Genomic DNA, 22,924 nt, shown 5'->3' on the forward strand with positions numbered 1-22,924 from the left:
GACCGCATACTTGACCCTGAGACATCCGATGTCTCGAGGGCGAGCGGAACCACAGGGAGGCCGGGCATGGCAGTCACCGACGAGGCGATCGAGAAGATCAAGGACATGATCGTCTCCGGCGCGCTGCGCCCCGGGGACCGGCTGCCCAAGGAGAGCGAACTCGCCGCCGAACTCGGGCTGTCCCGCAACTCTCTCCGGGAGGCCGTGCGGGCGCTGTCGCTCATCCGGATCCTGGACGTGCGGCAGGGCGACGGCACGTACGTCACCAGCCTCGACCCGCAGCTGCTGCTGGAGGCGATGAGCTTCGTCGTCGACTTCCACCGGGACGACACGGTCCTGGAGTTCCTGGCCGTGCGCCGCATCCTGGAACCCGCCGCCACGGCGATGGCCGCCTCCCGCATCAGCGAGCAGCAACTGGACGCGCTGTCCGCCCAGTTGGACGAACTCGGTGACAACCCGTCGGTGGAGGACCTGGTCGCGAGCGACCTCGAGTTCCACCGGAGCATCGTGCAGGGCGCCGGCAACTCGGTGCTCTGCTCCCTGCTCGACGGCCTGTCCGGGCCGACCACCCGGGCCCGGATCTGGCGCGGGCTGACCCAGCAGGACGCGGTCAGCCGCACCCTGCACGAGCACCGGGCGATCCTGACGGCCCTGCGCGACCGCGACGCGGAGACGGCCCGCTCCTGGGCGACCGTGCACATCGCGAGCGTGGAGCAGTGGCTGCGGTCGACCCTGTGAGGGGCGGGTGGCGACGGGTGTTCCGGGGTGGTGATCGGGGCAGTGATCCGTTCACTCCCCCGTGCACGGGGGCTGCGGACGCCCCCGCCGGACGCCGTAAGGTTGGGTGGTCAGGCGAGGGCACGTCGGAAGGAGGCACTGGGTGATCGAGCTCGAGGGGGTTCCCGAGCTGATCGACCCGGTCATGGTGGCCGCGTTCGAGGGCTGGAACGATGCCGGCGACGCCGCTTCCACCGCGGTCGCGCACCTGGACAGGGAGTGGAAGGGCGAGGTGTTCGCGGCGCTGGACGCCGAGGACTACTACGACTTCCAGGTGAACCGGCCCACGGTGTGGATGGACGCCGGAGTGCGCAAGATCACGTGGCCGACGACGAGACTGTCCGTCGTCCGCGTCGGCGGTGACAAGCCGCGCGATCTCGTGCTCGTCCGGGGCATCGAGCCGTCGATGCGCTGGCGCTCGTTCTGCAACGAACTGCTGGGCTTCGCGCACGAGCTGGGCGTGGAGCTCGTGGTCATCCTGGGCGCCCTGCTCGGCGACACCCCGCACACGCGTCCGGTCCCGATCAGCGGGACCACGTCCGATCCGGACCTCGCCCGCCGCATGGACCTGGAGGAGACCAAGTACGAGGGCCCGACGGGCATCGTCGGTGTCCTGCAGGAGGCGTGCACGCACGCGGGCGTGCCCGCCGTGAGCCTGTGGGCCGCGGTGCCGCACTACGTCTCGCAGCCGCCGAACCCGAAGGCGACGCTGGCCCTGCTCAACCGTCTCGAGGACCTGATCGACGTGCGCATCCCGCTGGGCGAGCTGCCCGAGGACTCGCGCGCCTGGCAGGTCGGGGTGGACCAGCTGGCCGCCGAGGACAGCGAGGTCGCCGAGTACGTCCAGACGCTGGAGGAGGCCCGGGACACCGCGGAGCTGCCGGAGGCGTCGGGCGAGGCGATCGCCCGCGAGTTCGAGCGCTACCTGCGGCGCAGGGACGGAGCCGGCCCCGCCGGGGCGGACGGCGGCGACGGCGCCTCCTACCGGCGGGAGCGGCCCGGCGGCCGCACGACGTCGCCGAAGCCGCCGAAGCCGGAGGCCGGGACGGACGCCGACACCGACGCGGAGGCGGACCGGGACGACGGGGACTCCTCGGAGGACTGACCGGGAGAACCGGACGGCAGGGCCGACAGGACCGAACGGTGAGGGCGGTGCGCGTGACGCGCACCGCCCTCGTCGTGCCCGGCAGGGTGTCCTACACCTGCCGCACCGCCACCACGTCGTACTCGGTGTCCGGTGCCGGCTCCACGTCGAAGCGCGCGTTGGGCAGGTACAGGCGGTCGCCCCACGCCGCGACCGTGGTGGGGATGCGGAAGCGCGGGTCGGTGATGCGGGCGATGGCCGTGCCCCGGGTGCCGGCCGCGTCCAGCCGGAAGACGTCGATCGCGTTCTGCTGCTGCTGGACTGCGTAGAGGGTGCTGCCCAGGAGCAGCAGGCCGTCGCCGTTCGGGAGTCTCGCCGCGCCGAGGTCGACGGCACGGGCCACGCCGGTGCGGGGGTCGACGCGCATCAGGCCGCCGCCGTCCGCGACGGTGTTGACCACGAGCAGCGCGCTGCCGTCCGGGGTGCGTTCGATGCCGTTGGCGGTGAAGTCGGCGCCCTGGACCCAGTCGCCGGTGAGCGGCACGGTCTCGACGGCTCCCGGCGCACCGTGCCGGTCGAGGAGCAGCTTGTACAGCACGGCCCGGTAGGAGTCGGTGAACCAGGCGGCGTCCGGCGTGAGGATCACGTCGTTCACGAACAGGCCGTCGACGTCGTACACCTTCTCGGTCTCGCCCGAGCGGGCGTCGACGGTGCGCAGTTCGCCGCTGACGCCGCCGCTCAGGAAGAGCCTGCCGCGGGGGCCGATCTTGAGGCCGACGGTGGGGTGGTCCGCGCCGAGGCCCTTGGCGATCACCGCGCCGCGGCCGGTGGCGAGGCTCGCGCGGTAGACGTCGCCGTTCGCGAGCGAGCCGAACCAGGCGTACGGGCGGGAGCCGATGGTGATGCCTTCGGGCTGGAAGCCCTGCGGCAGGGAGAAGCGGTCCGGCCAGGCGCTGCGGCCCTTGTCGGCCGCGTGCGCGGTGGGGCCGAGGAGTGTCGCTCCCGTGAGGGCGGCCGCGCCGGTGAGGAGTCTTCGACGTGCGAAGGAACGTTCGGTGGGTGCCACGGTGCGTCCTTCTGCCAGGGGCCGGCGGGACCTTCGCAACAGGCCCTGGGCCGGCCGAACGGTCAACAGACGCCCTCACCCCATCACATGGCCCCCGGCGCGCAGCGATTTGCCGGGATCGCGGTCGACGGGGACCGGCGGCGGACGCCGCACGGGCTCGGCGGCCGGGTCCTCGCAGGACCCGGCCGCCGGGGTGTGGGCGTCGCGCCCCGTCGTCGTTACAGCGCCACGCCCATCAGGGCGTCCACGGCACGCGACACGATGCCGGGGGCGCCGGTGTCGGTGCCGCCCTCACGCTCCTGCCGGGCCACCCAGCGGTCCACCGCGGCGAGCGCGGACGGGGCGTCGAGGTCGTCGGCGAGGGCCTCGCGGATCTCCTCGACGAGGGCGTCGGCGGGCGGGCCGTCGGGCCGGGACACGGCGGCCCGCCAGCGCCCGAGCCGGGCCACGGCGTCCTGGAGCACCCGGTCGGTCCACTCCCAGTCGGACCGGTAGTGGTGGGCGAGCAGCGCGAGCCGGACGGCGGCGGGGTCGACCCCGTCCCGGCGCAGCTGTGAGACGAAGACCAGGTTGCCCTTGGACTTGGACATCTTCTCGCCGTCGAGGGCGACCATGCCGGCGTGGACGTAGGCCTTGGCCATCGGGAACTCGCCGGTCAGCACCTGGGCGTGGGAGGCGCCCATCTCGTGGTGCGGGAAGGCGAGGTCGGAGCCGCCGCCCTGGACGTCGAAGCCCATGCCGAGGTGGTCGAGGGCGATGGCGACGCACTCGATGTGCCAGCCGGGCCGGCCGGGTCCGAGGGAGCCGCCGTCCCAGCTCGGCTCGCCGTCACGGGCGGCCATCCACAGGATCGGGTCGAGCGGGTTCTTCTTGCCCGGCCGGTCGGGGTCGCCGCCGCGCTCGGCGGACAGCAGCCGCATGGCGGCCGCGTCGAGCCGGGAGACCTCGCCGAAGTGGGGGTCGGACTCGACGGAGAAGTAGATGTCGCCCTCGAGGTCGTAGGCCGCGCCGAGCTCGCGCAGCCGCTCCACCAGGGGCACGATGCCCGGTATGGCCTCGACGGCGCCTATGTAGTGCCGCGGCGGGAGCATCCGCAGGGCGGCCATGTCCTCGCGGAAGAGGGCCGTCTCCCGCTCGGCGAGGGCGACCCAGTCGAGTCCGTCGCGCTGCGCCCGCTCCAGCAGCGGGTCGTCGACGTCGGTGACGTTCTGGACGTAGTGCACCTGCCGCTTGGTGTCGAGCCACACGCGCTGCACGAGGTCGAACGCGTTGTAGGTCGCCGCGTGACCCATGTGGGTCGCGTCGTACGGGGTGATGCCGCAGACGTAGATACGGGCGACGGGACCGGGGTCGAGGGTGACGAGGCCGCCGGTCGCGGTGTCGTGGATCCTCAGGTCGCGGCCCTGACCAGGCAGGGCGGGGACCTCGGAAGCGGGCCAGGCATGCATGACATGAGCGTAACCGGACGGATGTTCCGCATACGAACCGGACCCGACCGGATGACCGAAAAGGCGCTCTTGCGCGGTACCGGCCGGTGTGCTGTCAGACGGGCGGCCACGGAATGGCCGGCCACTCCCCGCTCGGCTCCGGGTGCCGGCCCGACTCCAGGAGGGCGTCCACTCGCGCGCGTGTGGCGTCCAGCTCGGCGGGGGTGATCAGCCCGGCCAGCTTCCGCGCCAGCGTCCCGGCGCCGTCCAGGGCCTTTCGCAGGTTCGCCAGGACGTCGAGCGCCTCGGGGGTCAGCGGCTCGCCCGCCCAGCCCCACAGCAGCGTGCGCAGCTTGTTCTCGGTGTTGAAGGTCACCCCGTGGTCGATGCCGTAGAGGCGGCCCCCGGCGGCGGGCAGCAGGTGGCCGCCCTTGCGGTCGGCGTTGTTGATGACCGCGTCGAGGACGGCCAGCCGCCGCAGGCGCTCGTCGTCGGCGTGCACGAGCAGGGCGGTCCTGCCGTCCTCGGCCTCCGCGAAGCCGATGGCCTTCCAGCCGTCCTCCGGCTCCTCGCCGTCCACCAGGGCCAGCAGCCCGTCCCCGGGCTCGCCCTCGATCCACAACTGGCACATGCCCTCGCCGAAGGGGCCGTCGCGCAGCACGGTGGTCGGCACCAGGCCCCATCCGGTGGCCTCGGACACCTCGTACGCGGCCACCTCGCGCTGGGCCAGGGTGCCGTCGGGGAAGTCCCACAGCGGGCGCTCCCCGCGGACCGGCTTGTACACGCAGAAGGCCTCCTGGCCCTCGTGGGTGACGGAGCAGTACAGCACGGCGTTGGATGCGTCCCGGATCTGCCCGCGCACCGTCAGCTCACCGCGGCTGAGCAGCTCGGCCGCGGTCACGCTCCGCGGCGGTATCCGTTCTGGCGCGGACATACGTGTCCTTCCGGGTCGAGCGGGAGGCTGCACAGCGGGCACGGCGGCCGCCCGGCGTTGACGACGTCGAGGGCGCGTTTGGCGAAGGCCCTGGCCTGCGCGCCGGTCAGCCGGACCCGCAGCATCGGGGGCCCGTTCTCCTCGTCCTGCAGCAGCCGCTCCTCGGCCTCGGCGAGGTCCTCCTCGGACTCCGCGTCGAGTTCCACGAGGGCCTGCGCCTCGACGATCATGCGCTGTTCCTCGCCGTCCCAGGCGAGGGCCATGGTGCCGACCCGGAACTCCTCCTCGATCGGCGTGTCGAGGGGGCCGGTGTCGGCCACCTCGGCGGGCGCCACGGCCGGGACCGCGGCGCTGCCGCCGCTGCGGCGCACGACTTCGTCGAGCAGTTCGTCCATCCGCTCCGCGAGGGCGGCCACCTGGGTCTTCTCCAGGGCCACGCTGGTCGTCCGGGGGCCGGCGGTGGCCTGGAGGAAGAACGTACGGCGCCCGGGCAGTCCGACCGTACCGGCCACGAAACGGTCCGGCGGGTCGTAGAGGAACACCTGACGGGACACGTCCTGTCTCCTGGATCTGGATCGGCTTGGGGACCGGTCGCGGCACGAGCCGCACGGCTGCGGGCGGGTGCGGCGCTGTCACGACCGCTTCACCCTACTGCGCCCGACGATCACGGTGCGCCCGCACCGCCCCCGACCGGAGCGTCGTCGGCCGGCGGCTCCTCGCGCGGCACCAGGGACGTGAAGTCGCCGGTGTCGCCGAGGCGGACGAGGAACGGCCTCAGACGGGTGTAACGGATCGCGGTGATGGAACACGGTTCAACGGAAATCCTCTGGAAGAGGTCGAGATGAAGTCCGAGCGCGTCCGCGACGAGCGACTTGATGATGTCGCCGTGCGAGCACATGACGTAGACGGCGTCGGGTCCGTGGTCGCGTTCCACGCGCGCGTTCCATTCGCGCACCGCTTCGGCGGCGCGCGTCTGCATCGCGCGCATGGACTCGCCGCCGGGGAACGCGGCGGCGCTCGGGTGCGCCTGCACGACCTCCATCAGCGGCTCGTCCTTGAGCTCGGCGAGTTTGCGGCCGGACCAGTCGCCGTAGTGGCACTCGCCGATCCGCTCGTCGGTGTGGACGGTGAGCTCGGGACGGGCCTGAAGCAGCGGCCGGAGGGTTTCCCGGCAGCGCTGCAGCGGGCTGCTCACCGCTTCGGTCAGGGGCAGCTCGGCGAGCCGTCCGGGCAGCGCGGCGGCCTGCGCGGCGCCGCGTTCGTCGAGGGCGACGCCGGGCGTCCAGCCGGCGAGCAGTCCCTCGGTGTTGGCGGTGGAACGTCCGTGCCGGACCAGGATCAGCGTGGGCATGCGGCCCAGGGTAGGCGCAGGCCCGCCCGGGGCGGGCCCGGGGAGACGGGAGAAGACACTCTGTGATCGTCGACTGCGCCATCTACCGCGACGGGCACCGCAAGGAGGGCCCCGAGGACTTCTCCGACGCCCTGGAGGAGGCGCGTACCGCGGGCGGGTTCGTCTGGATCGGGCTGCACGAACCGTCGGAGAGGGAGTTCTCCCTGGTCACCGAGGAGTTCGCGCTGCACCCGCTGGCGGTCGAGGACGCCCTGAAGGCCCATCAGCGGCCCAAGCTGGAGATGTATGACGACTCCCTGTTCGCGGTGCTCAAGCCGGTCGTCTACGAGGCCGAGAGCGACCGGGTCTCCACCGGTGAGGTCATGGTCTTCCTCGGCGAGCACTTCGTGGTGACCGTCCGTCACGGCGAGGGCTCCCCGCTGGGTGCCGTACGGCGCCGGCTGGAGCGCGAGCCGGAGATGCTGGGCCGGGGCCCGACGGCGGTGCTGTACGCGATCGCGGACGCCGTCGTCGACCACTACCTGGACGTGGCGACGGAGCTGCAGACCGATCTGGAGGAGCTGGAGGCGGAGGTCTTCTCCCCGGACGGCGGCGGATCGCGCCACACGGCCTCCCGCATCTACGACTTCAAGCGGCAGATCCTGGAGTTCCGGCGGGCGACCGGCCCGCTGGCGCTGCCGCTGAACCGGCTGGCGGGCTCCGGACCGTTCGGCACGACGGTGCCCTACGTCGACGAGCAGGCACGGCCCTTCTTCCGGGACGTGAGCGACCACCTCACCCGCGTGAACGAGTCGGTGGAGGGCCTGGACCGGCTGGTGTCGGACATCCTTTCGGCGCACCTGGCGCAGATGAGCGTGCGGCAGAACGACGACATGCGCAAGATCTCCGCGTGGGCGGCCATGGCCGCGGTCCCGACGATGATCGCGGGGATCTACGGCATGAACTTCGACCACATGCCGGAGCTGCGCTGGGTGTGGTCGTATCCGGCCGTGATCCTGGTGATGGCGGCCCTGGAGGTGGGGCTCTACCGCCTCTTCAAGCACCGGGGCTGGCTTTAGGGGGCGCGGGCCCGGCCGGTCGGGCCGCGCGGGTCCCGGCCGGTCAGGCGAACTCGGGGGCGGTCGTCGCGGGGCCGCCGAGCGCGTCGCGCCGCTCGGGCTTCCGCAGGGTCACCATCCGGTGCCAGCCCACCAGCCGTTCGTACGCGTAGACGGCGTGGATGCCGGCGGCGAGCACCGCGGACTTCGCCTTCGGCCAGCCGAGGATGCGGCCCATGTGGTTCATCACCGCGAGGCTGACGTCCCGGTAGATGCGGATCTCGGCGAGCGCGCACTCCCGCAGCGTCCGCTGGATGTCGCGGCCGTGGCCGGCGTAGGCGAGGCGGAGCAGTTCCTCGTGGCAGTAGGCGAGGTGGTTGTCCTCGTCGTCCGAGATCATCCGGACCGCGCGGCCGATGCCGGGGTGGTCGGCGAAGTGCTTGCGCAGCAGCTCCATCTGCTCGGAGGCGCGCTGCTCGGTGACCCGGCTGTGGGCGAGGTAGGTGACGATGTCCCGCACGGTGAGCGGCTGGTCCTGGGTGAGCTTGGCGTGGGCGAGGCCGATGCCGTGCTTCTCCAGGAGCATCGTGTAGTCGGTCTCGGGCGGGACGGGGACGGGGGTCAGGCCGCGCTTCCTCATCAGCGCGGTGAAGATACGACCGTGCTTGTCCTCGTCGGCGCCGTGCCGGGTGATCTTGGGGGCGAGGTCGCGTTCGCTCCGCGGGACGAGCGCGGCGATGCGGGCGTTCTCCCAGCCGCCCTGGGCCTCGCCGCTGGCGGCGATGGAGCAGAACAGGGCGAAGGACTCGTCGTTGTCGAGGATCTCCTGGAACAGGCTCTTGGCGGAAAGCATCTGACCACCTCTCTGCAGGACTCCGCAGGACCCCCGCACAGACCGAGTCAAGTGCGGGGGGATGCGTGCCGCAACAGCTGTGGTGGACGACTGCGCCGAAAGACTGACGCTCGGCGTGTCCCGGCGCCGTAACCGCGCGGACCGTGACGCGTTGTTCCCCGTGACGGCCGTGGCGGGGAAGACCCCCGAGCCCCCACCACGGCCGCGGAAGACCGGCCTGCGGGGCGCGCGCCCTGTGCCACGCACGCCTGGGCGCGCCGTGCCACGCACCCCTCGGCGCCCCGTGCCACACGCGCCTCATGGCCTTGCGTCACGCGCGCCTCGCGCGGCCCGTGTCACGCCAGTCCGGCGCGCTCCAGGGCCTCGGTGCCGGCGCGGAGCGAGGCGAGCCGCTCGTCGAGGGTGAAGCCGGCCGGGGCGAGCGTCAGGGTGGTGACCCCCGCCTCCGCGTACTGCCGCATCCGGTCCGCGATGCGGTCCACGGAGCCGAGCAGCGTCGTCTTGTCGATCAGGTCGTGCGGGATCGCGGCCGCGGCGCCCTGCTTGTCGCCGGCGAGGTACTTGTCCTGGATCTCGGCGGCCTCCTTCTCGTACCCCATGCGGCAGGCGAGCTGGTTGTAGAAGTTCTGCTTGCGGCTGCCCATGCCGCCGACGTACAGCGCCGTGTAGGGGCGGAAGGTGTCGGCGAGCGCGGTGACGTCCTTGTCGTCGCCGACGGCGAGCGGGAGCGTGGGGCAGACGTCGAAGCCCTCGAGCGTCTTGCCCGCCTTCTCCCGGCCGGCCCGCAGGTGCCGGATCGCGGTCTCCTCCAGGTGCTCCGCGGCGGGGAAGATCAGCAGCACGCCGTCCGCGATCTCGCCGGTCTGCTCGAGGTTCTTCGGGCCGATCGCGGCGATGTACAGCGGGATGTGCTCGCGCTGCGGGTGCACTGTCAGCTTGATGGGCTTGCCCGGGCCGCCGGGCAGCGGCAGCGTCCAGTGCTCGCCGTCGTACGTCAGCCGCTCGCGCGACATCGCCTTGCGCACGATCTCCACGTACTCACGCGTGCGGGCCAGCGGCTTGTCGAACTTCACCCCGTACCAGCCCTCGGAGACCTGCGGCCCGGAGACGCCGAGGCCGAGGCGGAAACGGCCGCCGGAGAGCGAGTCGAGGGTGGCCGCGGTCATCGCGGTCATGGCCGGCTGGCGGGCCGGGATCTGGAAGATGGCCGAGCCGACATCGATCCGCTCGGTCTGGGCGGCGACCCAGGTGAGCACGGTGGCGGCGTCCGACCCGTAGGCCTCCGCGGCCCAGCACACCGCGTACCCGAGCCGGTCGGCCTCCTGGGCGACCGCCAGGTTGTCCGCGTCCATTCCGGCGCCCCAGTAGCCGAGGTTGATCCCGAGCTTCATGGCCGATCCCCTTACCGATCAGTAACGTCCCTGTGCGGCAGACCCTAGCGCGGGCGGCGCCGCAGTGGGCAGTCATGTCGCGCACACGCCGCGCGACCAGCCGTTACGGACCTGGCGGCGGCGCGGGTGACGGCTGGGAAAACTGGTTGTCCACAGGCCCCCACGCGACAGGTTCCGGCCAGTAATCTCGGCGTTCATGGAGCAGAGGCATCTCGGCCGCACCGGCCTTCGCGTGTCCCGCATCGGACTCGGCACCCTCACCTGGGGCAGGGACACCGACGAGCACGACGCCGCGGACCTCTTGAAAACGTTCTGGGAGGCGGGCGGGAACCTCGTCGACACCGCGGACGTGTACGGCGACGGAGAGGCCGAGTACCTCCTCGGACGCCTCATGGAAGGCTTCGTGCCGCGGCGGGACCTGGTCATCTCGACCAAGGCGGGCAGCGTCCCGGACCCCGACCGCCGCTTCGACGGCTCGCGCGGGCACCTGCTGGCCGCGCTGGACGCCTCGCTCGCGCGGCTGGGGACGGACTACGTCGACGTGTGGCACGTCCACGCCTTCGACCCCTGCACCCCGCTGGAGGAGACCCTGCAGGCTCTCGACCTGGCGGTCAGCAGCGGCCGCGCCCGCTATGTCGGCGTCTCCAACTTCTGCGGCTGGCAGCTGGCCAAGGCCGCGACCTGGCAGCTCGCGGCGCCGGGCACGCGGACGCGGCTGGCGAGCACCCAGCTGGAGTACTCGCTGCTGCAGCGCGGCGTCGAGCGGGAGGTGCTGCCGGCCGCGCTGGACCTGGGCATCGGCCTGCTGCCGTCCTCGCCGCTGGGCCGCGGGGTCCTCACCGGCAAGTACCGCACCAGCACGCCCCCGGACTCGCGGGGCGCCTCGGAGCATCTGGCGCCGTTCGTCGCGCCGTACCTCGACGACACGGCGAGCCGGATCGTCGACGCCGTGCAGACCGCGGCCGACGGGCTCGCGGTGACGCCCCTGCAGATCGCCCTCGCCTGGATCCGAGACCGGCCGGGGGTGACCGCGCCCGTCATCGGCGCGCGCAACGCGCAGCAGCTCACGGCGGCGTTGTCAGTGGAGGCCCTTAGTCTTCCTGACGAGATCTGCCGGGCGCTCGACGACGTGTCGGCGCCCGTGCACCGCTATCCCGATCACGACTGGAGCACGCTGTGAGCACGGACCCCGAGACCACGGACGACACCGAGCCGGGGACCCCGGACGCCGCGGCCGAGGACGACACCCGGGAGCCCGTGGACACCGCGGAGGCCGGCGCCGGGGAGACCGGGGAGGACGCGGCGGAGACAGGGAGCACTGAGGGCCGCAACGCGGCGAAGGGCCGGGACGCCGCGAAGACCGGGGACGCCAGCCCCGAAGCCGGGGACGCCCCGGAAGCCGGAGGCGCCGCCGAGGCCGAGGCCCGGGACGCGGCGGAGACAGGGAGCACTGAGGACCGCAACGCGGCGAAGGGCCGGGACGCCGCGAAGACCGGGGACGCCGAAGCCGGGGACGCCGCGGAGGCCGAGGGTGGTACGGAGGCCGGGGACACCGCGGAAGCCGCGGACCCCGTGGGTGGGGGCGCTGGGGACGCCGGGGGCGAGGGGGAGGCCGTCGGCCGGATGTCCGAGGCCGAGGCCGAGTTGGCGGCGCAGCGGATCGAGCGGGAGCGGATCGAGGCGCGCAAGGCGGCCAGGAGCGAGCCGATCGCGGCCGGCGCCAAGCTCAGCGGGAAGGCCGCCGACCTGCTCGCGGCCGTCCGGGCCGTGGAGAGCGGCCGGCAGCCCGTGGCCCCCGTCTTCGCCGAGCCGGCACCCGCCAGGCGCCGCCCCGCCCCCGAGCCGGCACGACGCCCACAGCAGACGGAGGCGGCCCCGGCGCCCTCGGCTCCCGCACCGGAGACGGTCGCCGCGGTGCGGCGGGTGCTCACCGACGGCGGCGCGCCGGACACGCTCGCACCGCAGGTCGCCGCAGCCCTCGGCGAGGGCGCGGACCAGCGGCTGCGGGCCGACCCCTGGCAGCTGCTGCGGGTCGCCGGGGTGCGGCCCGAGCAGGCCGACGGCTTCGCCCGTGCGCTGCTGGGCGCGGAGTGCGGCCCGGACGACGAGCGGCGGGGCCGCGCGGTCACCGGCTGGCTGCTGGAGCAGGCGGCCCTGGCCGGGCACACCTCCCTGGAGATGCCGGCGCTCGTCGCGGCCCTCGCCCAACGGGGCGTACCCGACGCCGAGGCGGCCGTGCACAGCGCCGTCGCCGAGGGCGAGGCACTGGTCTTCCAGGACGCCCTCGACCCGGCCGCGCCGGAACCGGAGGAGGGCGAGGAGCGTCCCGTGCGCGTCCTGGTCGGCCTGGAACGGTACGCGCTCGCGGAGGAGAGCCTCGCCGACGGCCTGGCCCGGCTGATCGACTCGGTGCCGAAGGAGGGCGGTCCGGCCGAGCGCTGGGAGGAGGCCGCGGCGGCGGTCCGCGGCTCCACCGCCGAACTGGTCCGGGCGGCCGGCGCCCACGGTCTGGTGCTGCACACCGGCGGGGAGGCGTCCCTGGCGGACCTCGCGGCCCTGCTGCGCGCGGCGGACGGGCTCGGGCTGCGGGCCTGGGCCGCCACGCACACCCCGCTCGGCCGCGACCGTTTCAGCACGTCGTGGACCGGCGCGTCACCGGCCGGCACGTCCCGGTCCGACGGCTCCGCCGCGGACACCGCCCCGGCCGCCGCGCCCCGCGTCGCCACCGTCGCCGGGCTGCTGTCCGGGGCCGAGGGGCCCGGCCGGGACGCGGAAGGGGCGCTGGACCTGGACCTGCTCGTCGTGCTCGACGCGCCCCAGCTGGACGTCGAGACGGCGGCCCTGCTCGTGGAGTCCCTGCCCGACGGGGCACGGCTGGTGCTGGCCGGCGACCCCGCGGTGCTGTGGTCGGCCGGGCCCGGGCGGGTCTTCGCGGACCTGCTGGCGGCGCGGGCCTGCCCGCAGGTGGCCTCCCGGGTGCCGGACTCCGGCCCGCTGGGCGAACTGGTCTCCGGCATCGGCGTCGGCGAGCTGAACCAGGTCGACGCCCCCGGCAAGGAGGTCGTGATCGTCCCGGTGCGGGACGCCGGCGAGGCCGTGCACCGGACCGTGCAGCTCGTCGCCGACTCGGTGCCCCGCGCGATCGGCGTCCCGGCCGAGCGGACCCAGGTGATCACCCCGGGCCACGGCGGCGCGGCCGGCACGCGCGCGCTGAACGCCGCTCTGAAGGAGCGGCTCAACCCCGGCCCCGGCCGCTTCGGCGGCTTCGACCCCGGCGACCGGGTCGCCTACTCCCCCACCCCTGGGCGGACGCTGCCGGGGCGGGTGGTGAAGGCCGACGCCGACGGGCTGCACCTGTCGTGCGGGGGCGCTTCCGTCGTCGTACCGAAGGAGCGGGTGGAGCAGTCCGTACGGCACGGGTGGGCGCTGACGGCGCACCAGGCGGTGGGCAACCGCTGGCCGGCCGTGGTCGTGGTACTGCCGGGGGACGCGGCGCACTCACTCAGCCGCCCGTGGGTGTACACGGCGTTCGGCCGGGCGGAGCGGCACCTGTCCGTGGTGCACGGCGTGGAGCAGGCGCTGCCCCGCGCAGTGGCCGAGGTCCCGGCGAAGCCGCGCACGACCCGGCTGCCGGTGCTGCTGCGGGCGCAGCTGCCGACGACCGGCTGACGGCGACCGCTCGACGACGGGGCCCCGGGGTGCGACACCCCGGGGGCCCGCGGCCGGCACGGCCGCCGGACCGTCAGCGGTCCGCGTCCAGCCGCTCCAGGTCGTCGTCCGCCTCGTCCTCGCCCTCGTCGTCCTCGTCGTCGTCCAGGTCTGTGTCGAGTTCGTCGTCGAGATCCTGGTCCGCCTCGACGTCGGCCTCCTCGTCGATTTCCTCGATGTCCTCGATATCCTCGATGTCCTCAATATCGTCGGCGTCTTCGGCGTCTGCGATGTCGTCGATGTCTTCGACGTCGTCGTCGAAGACGGCGCTGACGTCGAAGCGGCAGACCACCCGCTGCGGGTCGACCTGGTCGAAGGGCGCCTCCAGCCATTCGCCGGGCTCGGCCGGATCGTCCGCGGCCGTCACCCACAGCGTGGAGTCGCCCTCCTCGAGGCCGAACTCCTTGTGCCGTGAGGCGATCTCGTCGGGTTCGAACTCGCCGAACAGGATGCCCAGCGCACCGTGCACCGTCGCGGAGGCCTCCGCCCCGTCCGCCTCGTCGTCGGCGGCCTCGATCCGCTGCGCCTGGGCCCGCAGCCGCTGCGGCTCCACCACGGCGTAGTCGCGGCGGATCAGCACGCTCAGCGCGTTCGGTTCCTCGGGACCCGTGTACGGCGGCAGCGTGTCCTCCGCGCCGGGGATCTCGAAGGGCGTGACCTCGTCGTACCGGTCGTAGAGCAGCTCGTCGTACGCCTCGGCGGCCGCCGCCAGCTGGTTGAACGCCTCGTAGACGGCCGGGTCGTCCTCCCCCGACCGGCGTTCGACCGCGGCCAGGTGGCGGTCGAGCGCGGTCTTGACCGCCTCGGCCGCGGCGCGTACCTCTGCAGCGGTGGGCTGCGCAGCATCAGACATAGTGCAGACGCTATCCGTACGAGCCCCCAGCCCGCACAATAGATGCGATGCCGGAATACGAATTTGTCGACGTGTACGTGCCGCGCGGGGTCTCCCGCAAGGACGCCACACGTCTGCTGACGGACCATGCCGAGTACGGTCACTGGGAGTTGGACCGTCTGAGCCTGATGCGCGACGGCAGCCGCAGGGTGCGGTTGCGCCGGCGGATCATCCGCCAGGTGCGCGCCACGTGGTGAGTTCGGGCGACGACGAAACGGAGCGGGCCCCGCCGAGGCGGGGCCCGCTCCGTTTCCTGCGTGCGAACGCTTACGCCCAGGCGCGGGCCTTGCGGTAGAGCACGGTGCCGGCCAGCAGCGCGCCCGCGCCGACCGGGAGGGTGATGCCCAGCGGGAGGCCGCTTCCCGTGTGGGCGAGCTGTGCGCCACCCCCGGACGGGGTGAGCGACCGGGTGCTCGGGTGGTTGACGTGCGAGGAGCCGCCGGGCGTCTGGCCACCGCTGGTGGGCGGCGTGTGCCCGCCGGGGTGGCCCGGCTGCTCGGGGCCGCCGGGGTGACCCGGGTGCTCAGGGCCGCCCGGGTGCTCCGGCTGCCCGGGCGGGGGCGTCTCGTGGCCGCCGCCCGGAGGCGTGCCGTGGTGGTGGCCGCCGCCGCCGTTGCCGCAGCGGTTGCCGGCGGCGGCGTTGCCGAGGCCGACGATGTCGACGGTGTTGCCGCAGACGTTCACCGGCACGTCGACCGGTGCCTGGACGTGGTTGCCCGAGCCGACGCCGGGCGAGCCGCCGGTGTGCCCGCCGGCCTGCGCGCCCCCGGAGCCGCCGTGCCCTCCGGAGTCGCCGTACCCGCCCGATGAGCCGCTGCCGCCGCCCTGGTTGACGCATGTGTTGCCGATCGCCGGGTTGAGCAGCCCGACGACGTTGATCGTGTTGCCGCACGCGTTGACCGGCACGTGCACCGGCGCCTGCACGGTGTTGCCCGACAGCACGCCGGGCGAGTCGGACGTGGCGCCGCTCGCGCCCGCGTCGGCGTGCGCGTATCCGCTCGCGGCGGCGATCACGCCGGTCGCGGCCGCCACGGTCATCAAGCCCTTACGAGTGGCCTGTCGCATCCCTGAATCCTCCCCTGCCTTCGAAAATCTGACCTGGAACCAGCTGCACCAAAGGCCGGTCGGCTCCGGAGCGCATGGCGCACGCTCCGGAGCCGACGGGCGTGAGAACGACCCTCAGAGGGCCGGGGTCACTTGTTGATGCAGAAGTTGCCGAAGGCAGGGTTCAGCAGCCCGATCACGGAGACCGTGTTGCCGCAGAGGTTCACCTGGGTGTGGACGGGCACCTGGATGACGTTGCCGGAAGCGACGCCCGGGGAGTGCACGGCGGCACCCTGAGCGCCCGAGTCGGCGACAGCCAGGCCCGCACCCGCGAGAACCAGACCACCGGTGGCAGCCGCAGCAGCGACGACCTTCTTGATCATTATTCCTCCTGGTTGGCAATGCGATCCCAAGCAGCGGATCGCATCACCTGTAACGAGGAGGCGTGAATGGGGCTACGAGCTTATGGTCGCATTCACTCTTCTCAGTCACGGCCGCACGCGCGGCCGATTAAAGGAGATCACGACGCGTCGATGAACCGGTCCAGGACACGCACACCGAACTTCAGTCCCTCCACCGGCACCCGCTCGTCGACCCCGTGGAACATGCCCGCGAAGTCCAGCTCCGGCGGCAGCTTCAGCGGCACGAAACCGAAGCCGCGGATGCCCAGGTCGTCGAAGGACTTGGCGTCGGTGCCGGCGGACAGCATGAAGGGGATGGCCTTCGCGGCCGGGTCCTCGGCCAGCAGCGAGGACTGCATGGCCTCCACGAGCGCCCCGTCGAAGGAGGTCTCCACGGCCTTGTCGGCGTGCACGTCCTCGCGCCGCACCTTCGGCCCGAGGATCCGGTCGAGGTCGGCGAGGAACTCCTCCTCGTACCCCGGCAGGAACCGCCCGTCGACGTGCGCGGTGGCCTCGCCCGGGATGACGTTGACCTTGTAGCCGGCGCCCAGCTGCGTGGGGTTGGCGGTGTTGCTGAGGCTCGCGCCGATGAGCTTGGCGATGCCGCCGAGCCGGGCGAGGGTCGACTCCATGTCCTCCGGGTCGAGTTCGGTGCCGAGCGCGTCGCCGAGTTCGTCGAGGAAGGCCCGGGTCGTCTTGGTCACGCGCACCGGGAACCTGTGCCGTCCCAGTCGGGCGACCGCCTCCGACAGCTCGGTGATGGCGTTGTCCCGGTGGATCATCGACCCGTGCCCGGCGGTGCCCGCCACGGTCAGCTTCATCCAGTGCATGCCCTTCTCGGCCGTCTGGATCAGGTACAGCCGCCGCTGCTCGCTGACGGTGAACGAGAAGCCGCCCACCTCGCTGATCGCCTCGGTCACGCCCTCGAACAGGTCCGGGTGGTGGTCGACGAGGTACCGGGCGCCGTACGTGCCGCCCGCCTCCTCGTCCGCCAGGAAGGCGAGCACGATGTCCCGCGGGGGCCTGCGCCCGCTGCGCAGCCGGTCGCGGACGACCGCCAGGGTCATCGCGTCCATGTCCTTCATGTCGACGGCGCCGCGTCCCCACACGCACCCGTCCTCGACCTCGCCGGAGAAGGGGTCGTACGTCCAGTCGGCCGCGTTGGCAGGTACGACGTCGAGGTGGCCGTGGATGAGCAGCGCGGGCCGGGAGGGGTCCTCGCCCTCGATCCGGGCGACCGTGGAGGCGCGTCCCGGATGCGACTCGAAGATCCGCGGTTCGAGACCCACTTCGGCGAGCTTCTCCGCGACGTACTCCGCCGCCGCGCGCTCGCCCGGGCCCGAGTGGTCGCCGTAGTTGCTGGTGTCGATCTGGATCAGCTCGCGGCAGAGGTCCACGACCTCGTCCTGACCGGTGACGCCGCCGGTCGTGTCCGTCTCGCTCACGCTGCTTCCTCCCGCTGTCACTGCTGGTGGTCCCCTCATCCTCCCCCGCCGGCCGCCCGGCCCCAAGACCGGGCCCGGCCCGTCACACGCCGTTCACGCGTGGACGGGGAGCGATCGGGGGGTGATCAGGGGCCGCTGAAAGCCTGGTAATGTTTCCTTCGTCGCCGCGGGGGAAACCCGCACGACGCACACCTTGTCCGGGTGGCGGAATGGCAGACGCGCTAGCTTGAGGTGCTAGTGCCCTTTATCGGGCGTGGGGGTTCAAGTCCCCCCTCGGACACTGGATCCGCTGTGCGGGCCGAGATGACTCTCGGCCCGCACAGCGCGTTTTCCGGGAGTCGGCATGATCACTTCCGGGGTCCGTGGTGCTGATCTTCTACGAGGGAGCAAGTAGCATCGGCCGCGCCGGGAACGGGGCGCCCGTGGCGGGTGCCCGGTCGGGACCGAGGACGCGGGAGGCAGGCCGGAATGACGAGGTCATCGGAAGGCGACCGGGACCCGCAGGGCAGCCTGCGCGATCTCGAGGCGATGCTGGACGCGGTCACCGACCAGGCCGTCATCAAGCTGGGTGCCGAGGGCGAGGTGGTCCGCTGGAGCCGGACCGCACAGGCCATGACCGGTTACGGGTCCGACGAGATCGTGGGCCGGTCGGTGGCGACGCTGCACACCGCGGAGGACCGCGACGCGGGCCTGGTCGAGCGGGAGCTGGACGCGGCCCGGCAGGACGGCCGTCGGGCGTTCCAGGGCTGGCGGGTGCGCAAGGGCGGCGAGCGGTTCCTCGCCCGGGTCACGCTGACGCCGGTGCGGGAGGCGGACGGCAGGGTGACCGGCTTCGTCAAGACGCTCCAGGACGTCACCGAGAGCGCGCGGACCGAGTCGCTGTTCCACGGCCTGCTGGAGTCGGCGCCGGACGCCATGGTGATCGTCGGCGACGACGCGCGGATCGTCCTGGTCAACCGGCAGACCGAGGCGCTGTTCGGTTTCCAGCGCGACGAACTGGTCGGCCGGGAGATCGAGGTCCTGGTGCCGTCGCGGTTCCGCGACCGGCACGTCGGCCACCGCACGGGCTTCCTGCACGACCCGCGGCTGCGGCCGATGGGCGCGGGTCTGGAGCTGTACGGAATGCGCCGGGACGGCACCGAGTTCCCCGTCGAGATCAGTCTGAGCCCGCTGGAGACCGCCGAGGGCCGGCTGGTGGCCGCCGCGATCCGGGACGTCACCGAGCGCCGGGAGACCGAGCAGCGGCTGCAGCGGCAGCGGGACGAGATCCTGGAGCTGTCGACGCCGGTGATCCAGGTGTGGGACAAGGTCCTGGCGCTGCCGATCATCGGCACCCTGGACACGCTGCGGGCGACGCGGCTGACCGAGGGCCTGCTGGAGAAGATCGCCCAGACCCAGGCCGAGGTGGCCATCCTGGACATCAGCGGGGTGCCCACCATCGACACGCAGGTCGCCCAGCACCTGCTGAAGACGGTGCAGGCGGCCGCGCTGATGGGCACGGTGAGCATCATGAGCGGGGTGCGTCCCGAGACCGCCCAGTCCATGGTGCACCTGGGCATCGACATGGGACGCCTGCGCTCCCGCAACACCCTGCAGGACGCGCTGCAGCTGGCGCTGGCGGTGCTGGCCGAGCGGGCCGGCTCGGCGGAGCTGGCCGCGCGTGCGCTGACCGGGGGTGAGGTGTGATGACCGAGGACGTGGTGCCGGTCATGCAGATCGGCGACACGCTGCTGGTGGCGTTGCAGGGCGACCTCGACGACACCACGGTGATCCAGATCGAGGAGCAGCTCACCCGGGAGGTCGCGCGGACCTCCGCGAGCGGCATGCTGATCGACGTCAGCCGGCTGAGCGTGGTGGACTCCTTCATCGCCCGGGTGCTCGCCCGGATCGTGGCGATGGTGCGGCTGCTGGGCGCGCAGGCGGCCGTGGTGGGGATCCAGCCCGCGGTGGCCATCACGCTGGTGGAGCTGGGCGTCCCCATGGGGCACCTGGACACCGCGCTCAACGCCGAGCAGGGGCTGGCGCTGCTGCGACGGCTGCGCCGCGGCGACTCGGGTGCGGACCGCCCGTGACGACGGATGCCACGACCGGCCGCGAGGCGGACGCCTTCGCCATCGCCCACGAGGCCGACCTGATCCGTGTCCGCAAGGTGCTGCGCGCCGAGGCCGACGCGGCGGGCCTGAACCTGGTGGACGCCACGAAACTGATCACGGCGGGCAGCGAGCTGGCCCGCAACATCCTCAACTACGCCACCGGCCGCCGCGGCCGCATCAGCGTGGAGCAGGTGTTCCGCCAGGGCCGCCGCGGGGTGCGGGCCACGTTCAGCGACGACGGTCCGGGCATCGCGGACATCGACGCGGCGCTGACCGACGGTTTCAGCACCAAGGGCAGCCTCGGGCTGGGGCTGCCGGGAGCCCGGCGGCTGGTGGACGACATGACCCTCACGTCCGTCCCGGGGACCGGCACCACGGTGGTGATCGTGAAATGGCAGCGGTAGGGGCGACGGGGGTGCGACGGCGCTGAGCGAGAGCGAACACCAGCGGCACATGATCGCCGCCGAGGAGGACGTCGGTGCGCTGCGCCGGTCGGTCGCCCGGCTGGCCGCCGCGCAGACCGGGCTGCGTCCGGGCACGGCCGAGCTGGTCGCGACCGAGCTGGGCACGAACCTGGTCCGGCACGCCCATCCCGGCGGTTACGTGCTGGTGCGCAGGGCCGGGGACGGGATCGAGCTGCTGTCCGTCGACAGCGGTCCGGGGATGACGGGCAGCGCCCTCGCGCCGGCCGCGGACGGCGCCGTGGCCGCCCAGGCGGGTCCGTTCCGGGGTGGCGGGCTGAGCGCGGGGCTGCGGGTCGTGCGCCGGAACGCGGTCGAGTTCGACTGGTACTCCACGCGGCGCGGCACGGTCGTGTACGCGCGGCTGGGCACCGCGGGGTCCGGCCCGGACACCCGGTGGCGGTTCGGCGGCGTCAACGTGCCCTACGGCGGGGACGGGGAGTCGGGTGACTCCTGGACGGTCGCGCCGGGCCCGACGCTGGCCGCGCTGGTGGTCGACGGTCTGGGGCACGGTTCCGGCGCGGCCGCCGCGTCGCGCGCCGCGGTCACCGCGTTCGAACGGCACCCGGTCACCGATCTGGAACGGTTCGTCCGGCAGGCGCACGAGGCGATGCGCGGCACCCGGGGCGGTGTGCTGGGCACGTGCCTGATCGACGCCGGCCGGGGCGAGCTGTCGTACGCGGCCGTCGGGAACATCACCGGGCGGGTGTACACCGGCGCCCGGTCCGTCCATCTGCTGGACCGGCCCGGCACCCTGGGCACCCACCTGCCCGTGCCCGGCACCCGGATCCAGCGCTGCCCCTGGGCGTCGGAATCGACCCTCGTCCTGGTCTCGGACGGGATCCGGTCCGGCTGGAACCTGGAGGAGCACCCGCTGCTGACGCGGCGGCATCCGGCGATCGTCGCGGCGGTCGTCCAGCGGGACTTCGGCCGGCCCACGGACGACGCCACGGTGCTCGTGGTCCGCGGCACCGACCGCATGGCATGATGATCGGGTCGCGGGTGACGGAGGCGAAGGGCGGTCCCGACATGGAGAATCCGCGCGGCCTCCGGGCCGACGGAGGCGCACACTCCGCCGTCAACGACGACGCGACCGACGACACGACCGGTGGGCGGCCGGAGCCGGACCCGCCCGCCGTCAACGACGACGCGACCGGTGGGCGGCCGGAGCCGGACCCGCGTGACCGGCTGCTCGACGAGCTGCGCCAGGAGCTGGAGGACACCAACCGGGGTCTGATCGCCCTGCACACCGAGCTGGAGGCCGCCCGGGCGGCCGAGGCCCGGCTCGCGGCCATCGTGGCCTCCTCCGACGACGCCATGCTCGCGGTGGACCGCGCCGGCCGCGTCGGGACCTGGAACCCGGGCGCCGAGCGGCTGTTCGGCCGCAGCGAGCGGGACGTCGTGGGCCGGTCGGTCGACGACCTGATGCCGGACGCGGCGCTCGCCGCCTACCGTTCCGCGGTGGAGCAGATCCGTTCGCGGCAGCACGCCGAGCCGCACCAGAGCAGCTGGCGCCGTGCCGACGGCACCGAGGTCGACGTGGCCGTCACGGTCTCCGCGATGCGCGACCCCGACGGCGACCTGGTCGGTTTCTGCACCGTGCTGCGCGACATCACCCAGCAGCTCGCCGCCCAGGCCGAGCTGGCCGCGGCGCGCGCGGACCGCGAGGTGATGGCCGAGCGTGAGCGCATCGCCCGCGACCTGCACGACATGGTCATCCAGCGGGTGTTCGGGGCCGGTCTGGCGCTGCAGAGCATCGCCGCCCGTGGCGCCGACGCCGACACCGCCGGCCGGGTCAACCGGGTCATCGACGAGCTCGACTCCACCATCCGGGAGCTGCGCAACACCATCTTCGACCTCAACCAGCCGACGCAGAAGGCGGCCAGCCTGCGCGCCCAGGTCATCGACGAGACGTCCTCGGCGCAGCACCGGCTCGGGTTCGCGCCCGCGGTCGCGTTCGAGGGCCCGGTCGACGCCGCGCTGCCCGACGAGACGGCCGCGCATCTGCTCGCCGTGCTGCGCGAGGCGCTGTCCAACATCGCCCGGCACGCCCAGGCCACCGCCGTCCAGGTCACCGTGCACGCGGCGGACGAGCTGCTGCTGGAGGTCGTCGACAACGGCCGCGGCATCGGCCGGCCCACCCGCAGCAGCGGTCTGACCAACATGCGGCGCCGGGCGGAGAAGCTCGGCGGCGCCTTCGAGGTGGCCGGCCGGCCCGAGGGCGGCACCCGGCTGTGCTGGCGCATTCCCCTCAGCGCGGCCGGATCGCCGCCGCCGGCCCGGCCCGCCGCCCGGATCGGATAGGGCAGCCAGACGCACCCAGACGGTGCGGCTCGGCCCGGCAAACAGGGCCGACCGGCCCTAAACCCCGGTGTGCTCCGGGCGAGACCATGGCCGGATGGTGGATGGGGACGGCTTCCGCATACTCGACCGGCAGGAGTGTCTGCGCCTGCTGGCCAAGGTGCCGGTCGGCCGTGTCGTGTACACGCGCCACGCGCTGCCCGCCGTTCTGCCCGTCAACTTCTCCCTGGACGGCGACTTCTCCGTGCTGCTGCGCACGTCGGCCGCGTCGGACCTGGTGCGCGCGGTGGACGGGGTCGTGGTCGCCTTCGAGGCGGACGACTTCGACGCCGAGGCCCGGTCCGGCTGGAGCGTGGTAGTCACCGGCCGCGCCACCGTGGTGACCGGCCCCGCCGAGCACGAGCGCCTGACCAGGACCGGCCCGCGCTCCTGGATGCCGCTGCCGGAGGGGGTCTTCGTGCGGATCGAGGCGGAGATCGTCACCGGGCGTGAGCTGAAGGGCGTCCGCGGCTGCGGGTGCTGAAGGGCCTCCGCGGCTGCGGGTGAGGGGGCCGAAAGCCACCGTGATCACGGGCCGCTCGGCCCCTGCCGCCGTGTTGATCACCCTTGCCATCATGTGATCGAAGCACCGCACACTTGTTGTACGACCAGGAGGTCCT

At 73.2% G+C, this 22,924-nt stretch carries 23 protein-coding genes and 1 tRNA gene; 13 read left to right on the forward strand and 11 right to left on the reverse strand.

All coding sequences use genetic code 11. The features are described 5' to 3' along the window. Positions 1 to 66 precede the first annotated feature (66 nt). A complete protein-coding gene (locus AB0G63_RS20750) occupies positions 67 to 738 on the forward strand; it encodes a FadR/GntR family transcriptional regulator (RefSeq protein WP_360752144.1) in 672 nt (223 codons plus the stop codon). A gap of 142 nt (positions 739 to 880) precedes the next feature. Continuing rightward, positions 881 to 1,882: a PAC2 family protein gene (locus tag AB0G63_RS20755; RefSeq protein WP_360752147.1), complete on the forward strand. Its 1,002-nt coding sequence runs from the start codon at positions 881 to 883 to the stop codon at positions 1,880 to 1,882. Between the two features lie 91 nt (positions 1,883 to 1,973). Here the strand turns inward: AB0G63_RS20755 and AB0G63_RS20760 are convergent, their stop codons facing one another. The 5 genes from AB0G63_RS20760 to AB0G63_RS20780 form a co-directional block, all read right to left on the reverse strand. Continuing rightward, positions 1,974 to 2,927: a superoxide dismutase gene (locus AB0G63_RS20760; RefSeq protein WP_360752150.1), complete on the reverse strand. Its 954-nt coding sequence runs from the start codon at positions 2,925 to 2,927 to the stop codon at positions 1,974 to 1,976. 218 nt (positions 2,928 to 3,145) lie between these two features. Further along, entirely contained in the window at positions 3,146 to 4,375 is a 1,230-nt protein-coding gene (mshC, locus tag AB0G63_RS20765; RefSeq protein ID WP_360752152.1) for a cysteine--1-D-myo-inosityl 2-amino-2-deoxy-alpha-D-glucopyranoside ligase, read from the reverse strand. Between the two features lie 94 nt (positions 4,376 to 4,469). Further along, complete coding sequence (locus AB0G63_RS20770; RefSeq protein WP_360752155.1) at positions 4,470 to 5,288, reverse strand: SCO1664 family protein; 819 nt, start codon at positions 5,286 to 5,288, stop codon at positions 4,470 to 4,472. After that, positions 5,252 to 5,842, reverse strand: coding sequence for a DUF3090 domain-containing protein (locus tag AB0G63_RS20775; protein ID WP_360752158.1), 591 nt, complete (start codon positions 5,840 to 5,842; stop codon positions 5,252 to 5,254). The genes AB0G63_RS20770 and AB0G63_RS20775 overlap by 37 nt, the downstream gene beginning before the upstream one ends. 110 nt (positions 5,843 to 5,952) lie before the next feature. Then, complete coding sequence (locus AB0G63_RS20780) at positions 5,953 to 6,639, reverse strand: histidine phosphatase family protein (RefSeq protein ID WP_360752161.1); 687 nt, start codon at positions 6,637 to 6,639, stop codon at positions 5,953 to 5,955. 62 nt (positions 6,640 to 6,701) lie between these two features. On the opposite strand from AB0G63_RS20780, the gene corA reads away from it, so the two are divergent. Continuing rightward, on the forward strand, positions 6,702 to 7,697 hold the full coding sequence (gene corA / locus AB0G63_RS20785; protein ID WP_360752164.1) for a magnesium/cobalt transporter CorA: 996 nt from the start codon (positions 6,702 to 6,704) through the stop codon (positions 7,695 to 7,697). Between the two features lie 43 nt (positions 7,698 to 7,740). On the opposite strand, the gene AB0G63_RS20790 is transcribed toward corA, so the two are convergent. Then, on the reverse strand, positions 7,741 to 8,529 hold the full coding sequence (locus AB0G63_RS20790) for a ferritin-like domain-containing protein (RefSeq protein WP_360752167.1): 789 nt from the start codon (positions 8,527 to 8,529) through the stop codon (positions 7,741 to 7,743). A gap of 335 nt (positions 8,530 to 8,864) precedes the next feature. Beyond that, positions 8,865 to 9,920: an LLM class F420-dependent oxidoreductase gene (locus AB0G63_RS20795; RefSeq protein ID WP_360752170.1), complete on the reverse strand. Its 1,056-nt coding sequence runs from the start codon at positions 9,918 to 9,920 to the stop codon at positions 8,865 to 8,867. 196 nt (positions 9,921 to 10,116) lie between these two features. On the opposite strand from AB0G63_RS20795, the gene AB0G63_RS20800 reads away from it, so the two are divergent. Continuing rightward, a complete protein-coding gene (locus tag AB0G63_RS20800) occupies positions 10,117 to 11,100 on the forward strand; it encodes an aldo/keto reductase (protein WP_360752173.1) in 984 nt (327 codons plus the stop codon). Beyond that, positions 11,097 to 13,589 (forward strand): helix-hairpin-helix domain-containing protein, encoded by a 2,493-nt coding sequence (locus AB0G63_RS20805; RefSeq protein ID WP_360752175.1) that lies wholly within the window; start codon positions 11,097 to 11,099, stop codon positions 13,587 to 13,589. Before AB0G63_RS20800 ends, AB0G63_RS20805 begins: the two co-directional genes overlap by 4 nt. A gap of 73 nt (positions 13,590 to 13,662) precedes the next feature. Here the strand turns inward: AB0G63_RS20805 and AB0G63_RS20810 are convergent, their stop codons facing one another. Continuing rightward, on the reverse strand, positions 13,663 to 14,481 hold the full coding sequence (locus AB0G63_RS20810; RefSeq protein ID WP_360752178.1) for a hypothetical protein: 819 nt from the start codon (positions 14,479 to 14,481) through the stop codon (positions 13,663 to 13,665). Between the two features lie 47 nt (positions 14,482 to 14,528). Here AB0G63_RS20810 and AB0G63_RS20815 point away from each other — a divergent pair, with 47 nt between their 5' ends. Then, positions 14,529 to 14,717, forward strand: a complete 189-nt coding sequence (locus AB0G63_RS20815) for a DUF5703 family protein (RefSeq protein ID WP_007380901.1) — start codon at positions 14,529 to 14,531, stop codon at positions 14,715 to 14,717. A 70-nt stretch (positions 14,718 to 14,787) separates the two neighbouring features. On the opposite strand, the gene AB0G63_RS20820 is transcribed toward AB0G63_RS20815, so the two are convergent. The 3 genes from AB0G63_RS20820 to AB0G63_RS20830 all read right to left on the reverse strand — a co-directional run bounded on the left by AB0G63_RS20820 (position 14,788) and on the right by AB0G63_RS20830 (position 17,410). Further along, positions 14,788 to 15,585 carry a chaplin gene (locus AB0G63_RS20820; protein WP_360752181.1) on the reverse strand — a complete coding sequence of 266 codons (798 nt, stop codon included), beginning with the start codon at positions 15,583 to 15,585 and terminating at the stop codon, positions 14,788 to 14,790. A 128-nt stretch (positions 15,586 to 15,713) separates the two neighbouring features. Further along, on the reverse strand, positions 15,714 to 15,947 hold the full coding sequence (gene chpH / locus AB0G63_RS20825; protein WP_360752183.1) for a chaplin ChpH: 234 nt from the start codon (positions 15,945 to 15,947) through the stop codon (positions 15,714 to 15,716). 137 nt (positions 15,948 to 16,084) lie between these two features. Further along, complete coding sequence (locus tag AB0G63_RS20830) at positions 16,085 to 17,410, reverse strand: M20/M25/M40 family metallo-hydrolase (RefSeq protein ID WP_360752185.1); 1,326 nt, start codon at positions 17,408 to 17,410, stop codon at positions 16,085 to 16,087. A gap of 195 nt (positions 17,411 to 17,605) precedes the next feature. Here AB0G63_RS20830 and AB0G63_RS20835 point away from each other — a divergent pair. The 7 genes from AB0G63_RS20835 to AB0G63_RS20865 all read left to right on the forward strand — a co-directional run bounded on the left by AB0G63_RS20835 (position 17,606) and on the right by AB0G63_RS20865 (position 22,788). Next, positions 17,606 to 17,690 (forward strand) — tRNA-Leu (locus AB0G63_RS20835). A gap of 188 nt (positions 17,691 to 17,878) precedes the next feature. Then, positions 17,879 to 19,096, forward strand: a complete 1,218-nt coding sequence (locus AB0G63_RS20840) for a PAS domain S-box protein (RefSeq protein ID WP_360752188.1) — start codon at positions 17,879 to 17,881, stop codon at positions 19,094 to 19,096. Beyond that, on the forward strand, positions 19,096 to 19,482 hold the full coding sequence (locus tag AB0G63_RS20845; protein ID WP_324788775.1) for an STAS domain-containing protein: 387 nt from the start codon (positions 19,096 to 19,098) through the stop codon (positions 19,480 to 19,482). The genes AB0G63_RS20840 and AB0G63_RS20845 overlap by 1 nt, the downstream gene beginning before the upstream one ends. Continuing rightward, on the forward strand, positions 19,479 to 19,907 hold the full coding sequence (locus AB0G63_RS20850) for an anti-sigma regulatory factor (protein ID WP_360752191.1): 429 nt from the start codon (positions 19,479 to 19,481) through the stop codon (positions 19,905 to 19,907). Before AB0G63_RS20845 ends, AB0G63_RS20850 begins: the two co-directional genes overlap by 4 nt. A gap of 49 nt (positions 19,908 to 19,956) precedes the next feature. Next, a complete protein-coding gene (locus tag AB0G63_RS20855; RefSeq protein ID WP_360752193.1) occupies positions 19,957 to 20,952 on the forward strand; it encodes a SpoIIE family protein phosphatase in 996 nt (331 codons plus the stop codon). A gap of 14 nt (positions 20,953 to 20,966) precedes the next feature. Next, positions 20,967 to 22,268 carry a PAS domain S-box protein gene (locus AB0G63_RS20860; RefSeq protein ID WP_360752195.1) on the forward strand — a complete coding sequence of 434 codons (1,302 nt, stop codon included), beginning with the start codon at positions 20,967 to 20,969 and terminating at the stop codon, positions 22,266 to 22,268. Positions 22,269 to 22,362: 94 nt separating this feature from the next. After that, positions 22,363 to 22,788 carry a pyridoxamine 5'-phosphate oxidase family protein gene (locus AB0G63_RS20865; protein WP_360752198.1) on the forward strand — a complete coding sequence of 142 codons (426 nt, stop codon included), beginning with the start codon at positions 22,363 to 22,365 and terminating at the stop codon, positions 22,786 to 22,788. Positions 22,789 to 22,924: the final 136 nt, after the last annotated feature.

Origin of the sequence: Streptomyces sp. NPDC020996 (genome assembly GCF_040641355.1) — a bacterium.
Lineage (GTDB): Bacteria > Actinomycetota > Actinomycetes > Streptomycetales > Streptomycetaceae > Streptomyces.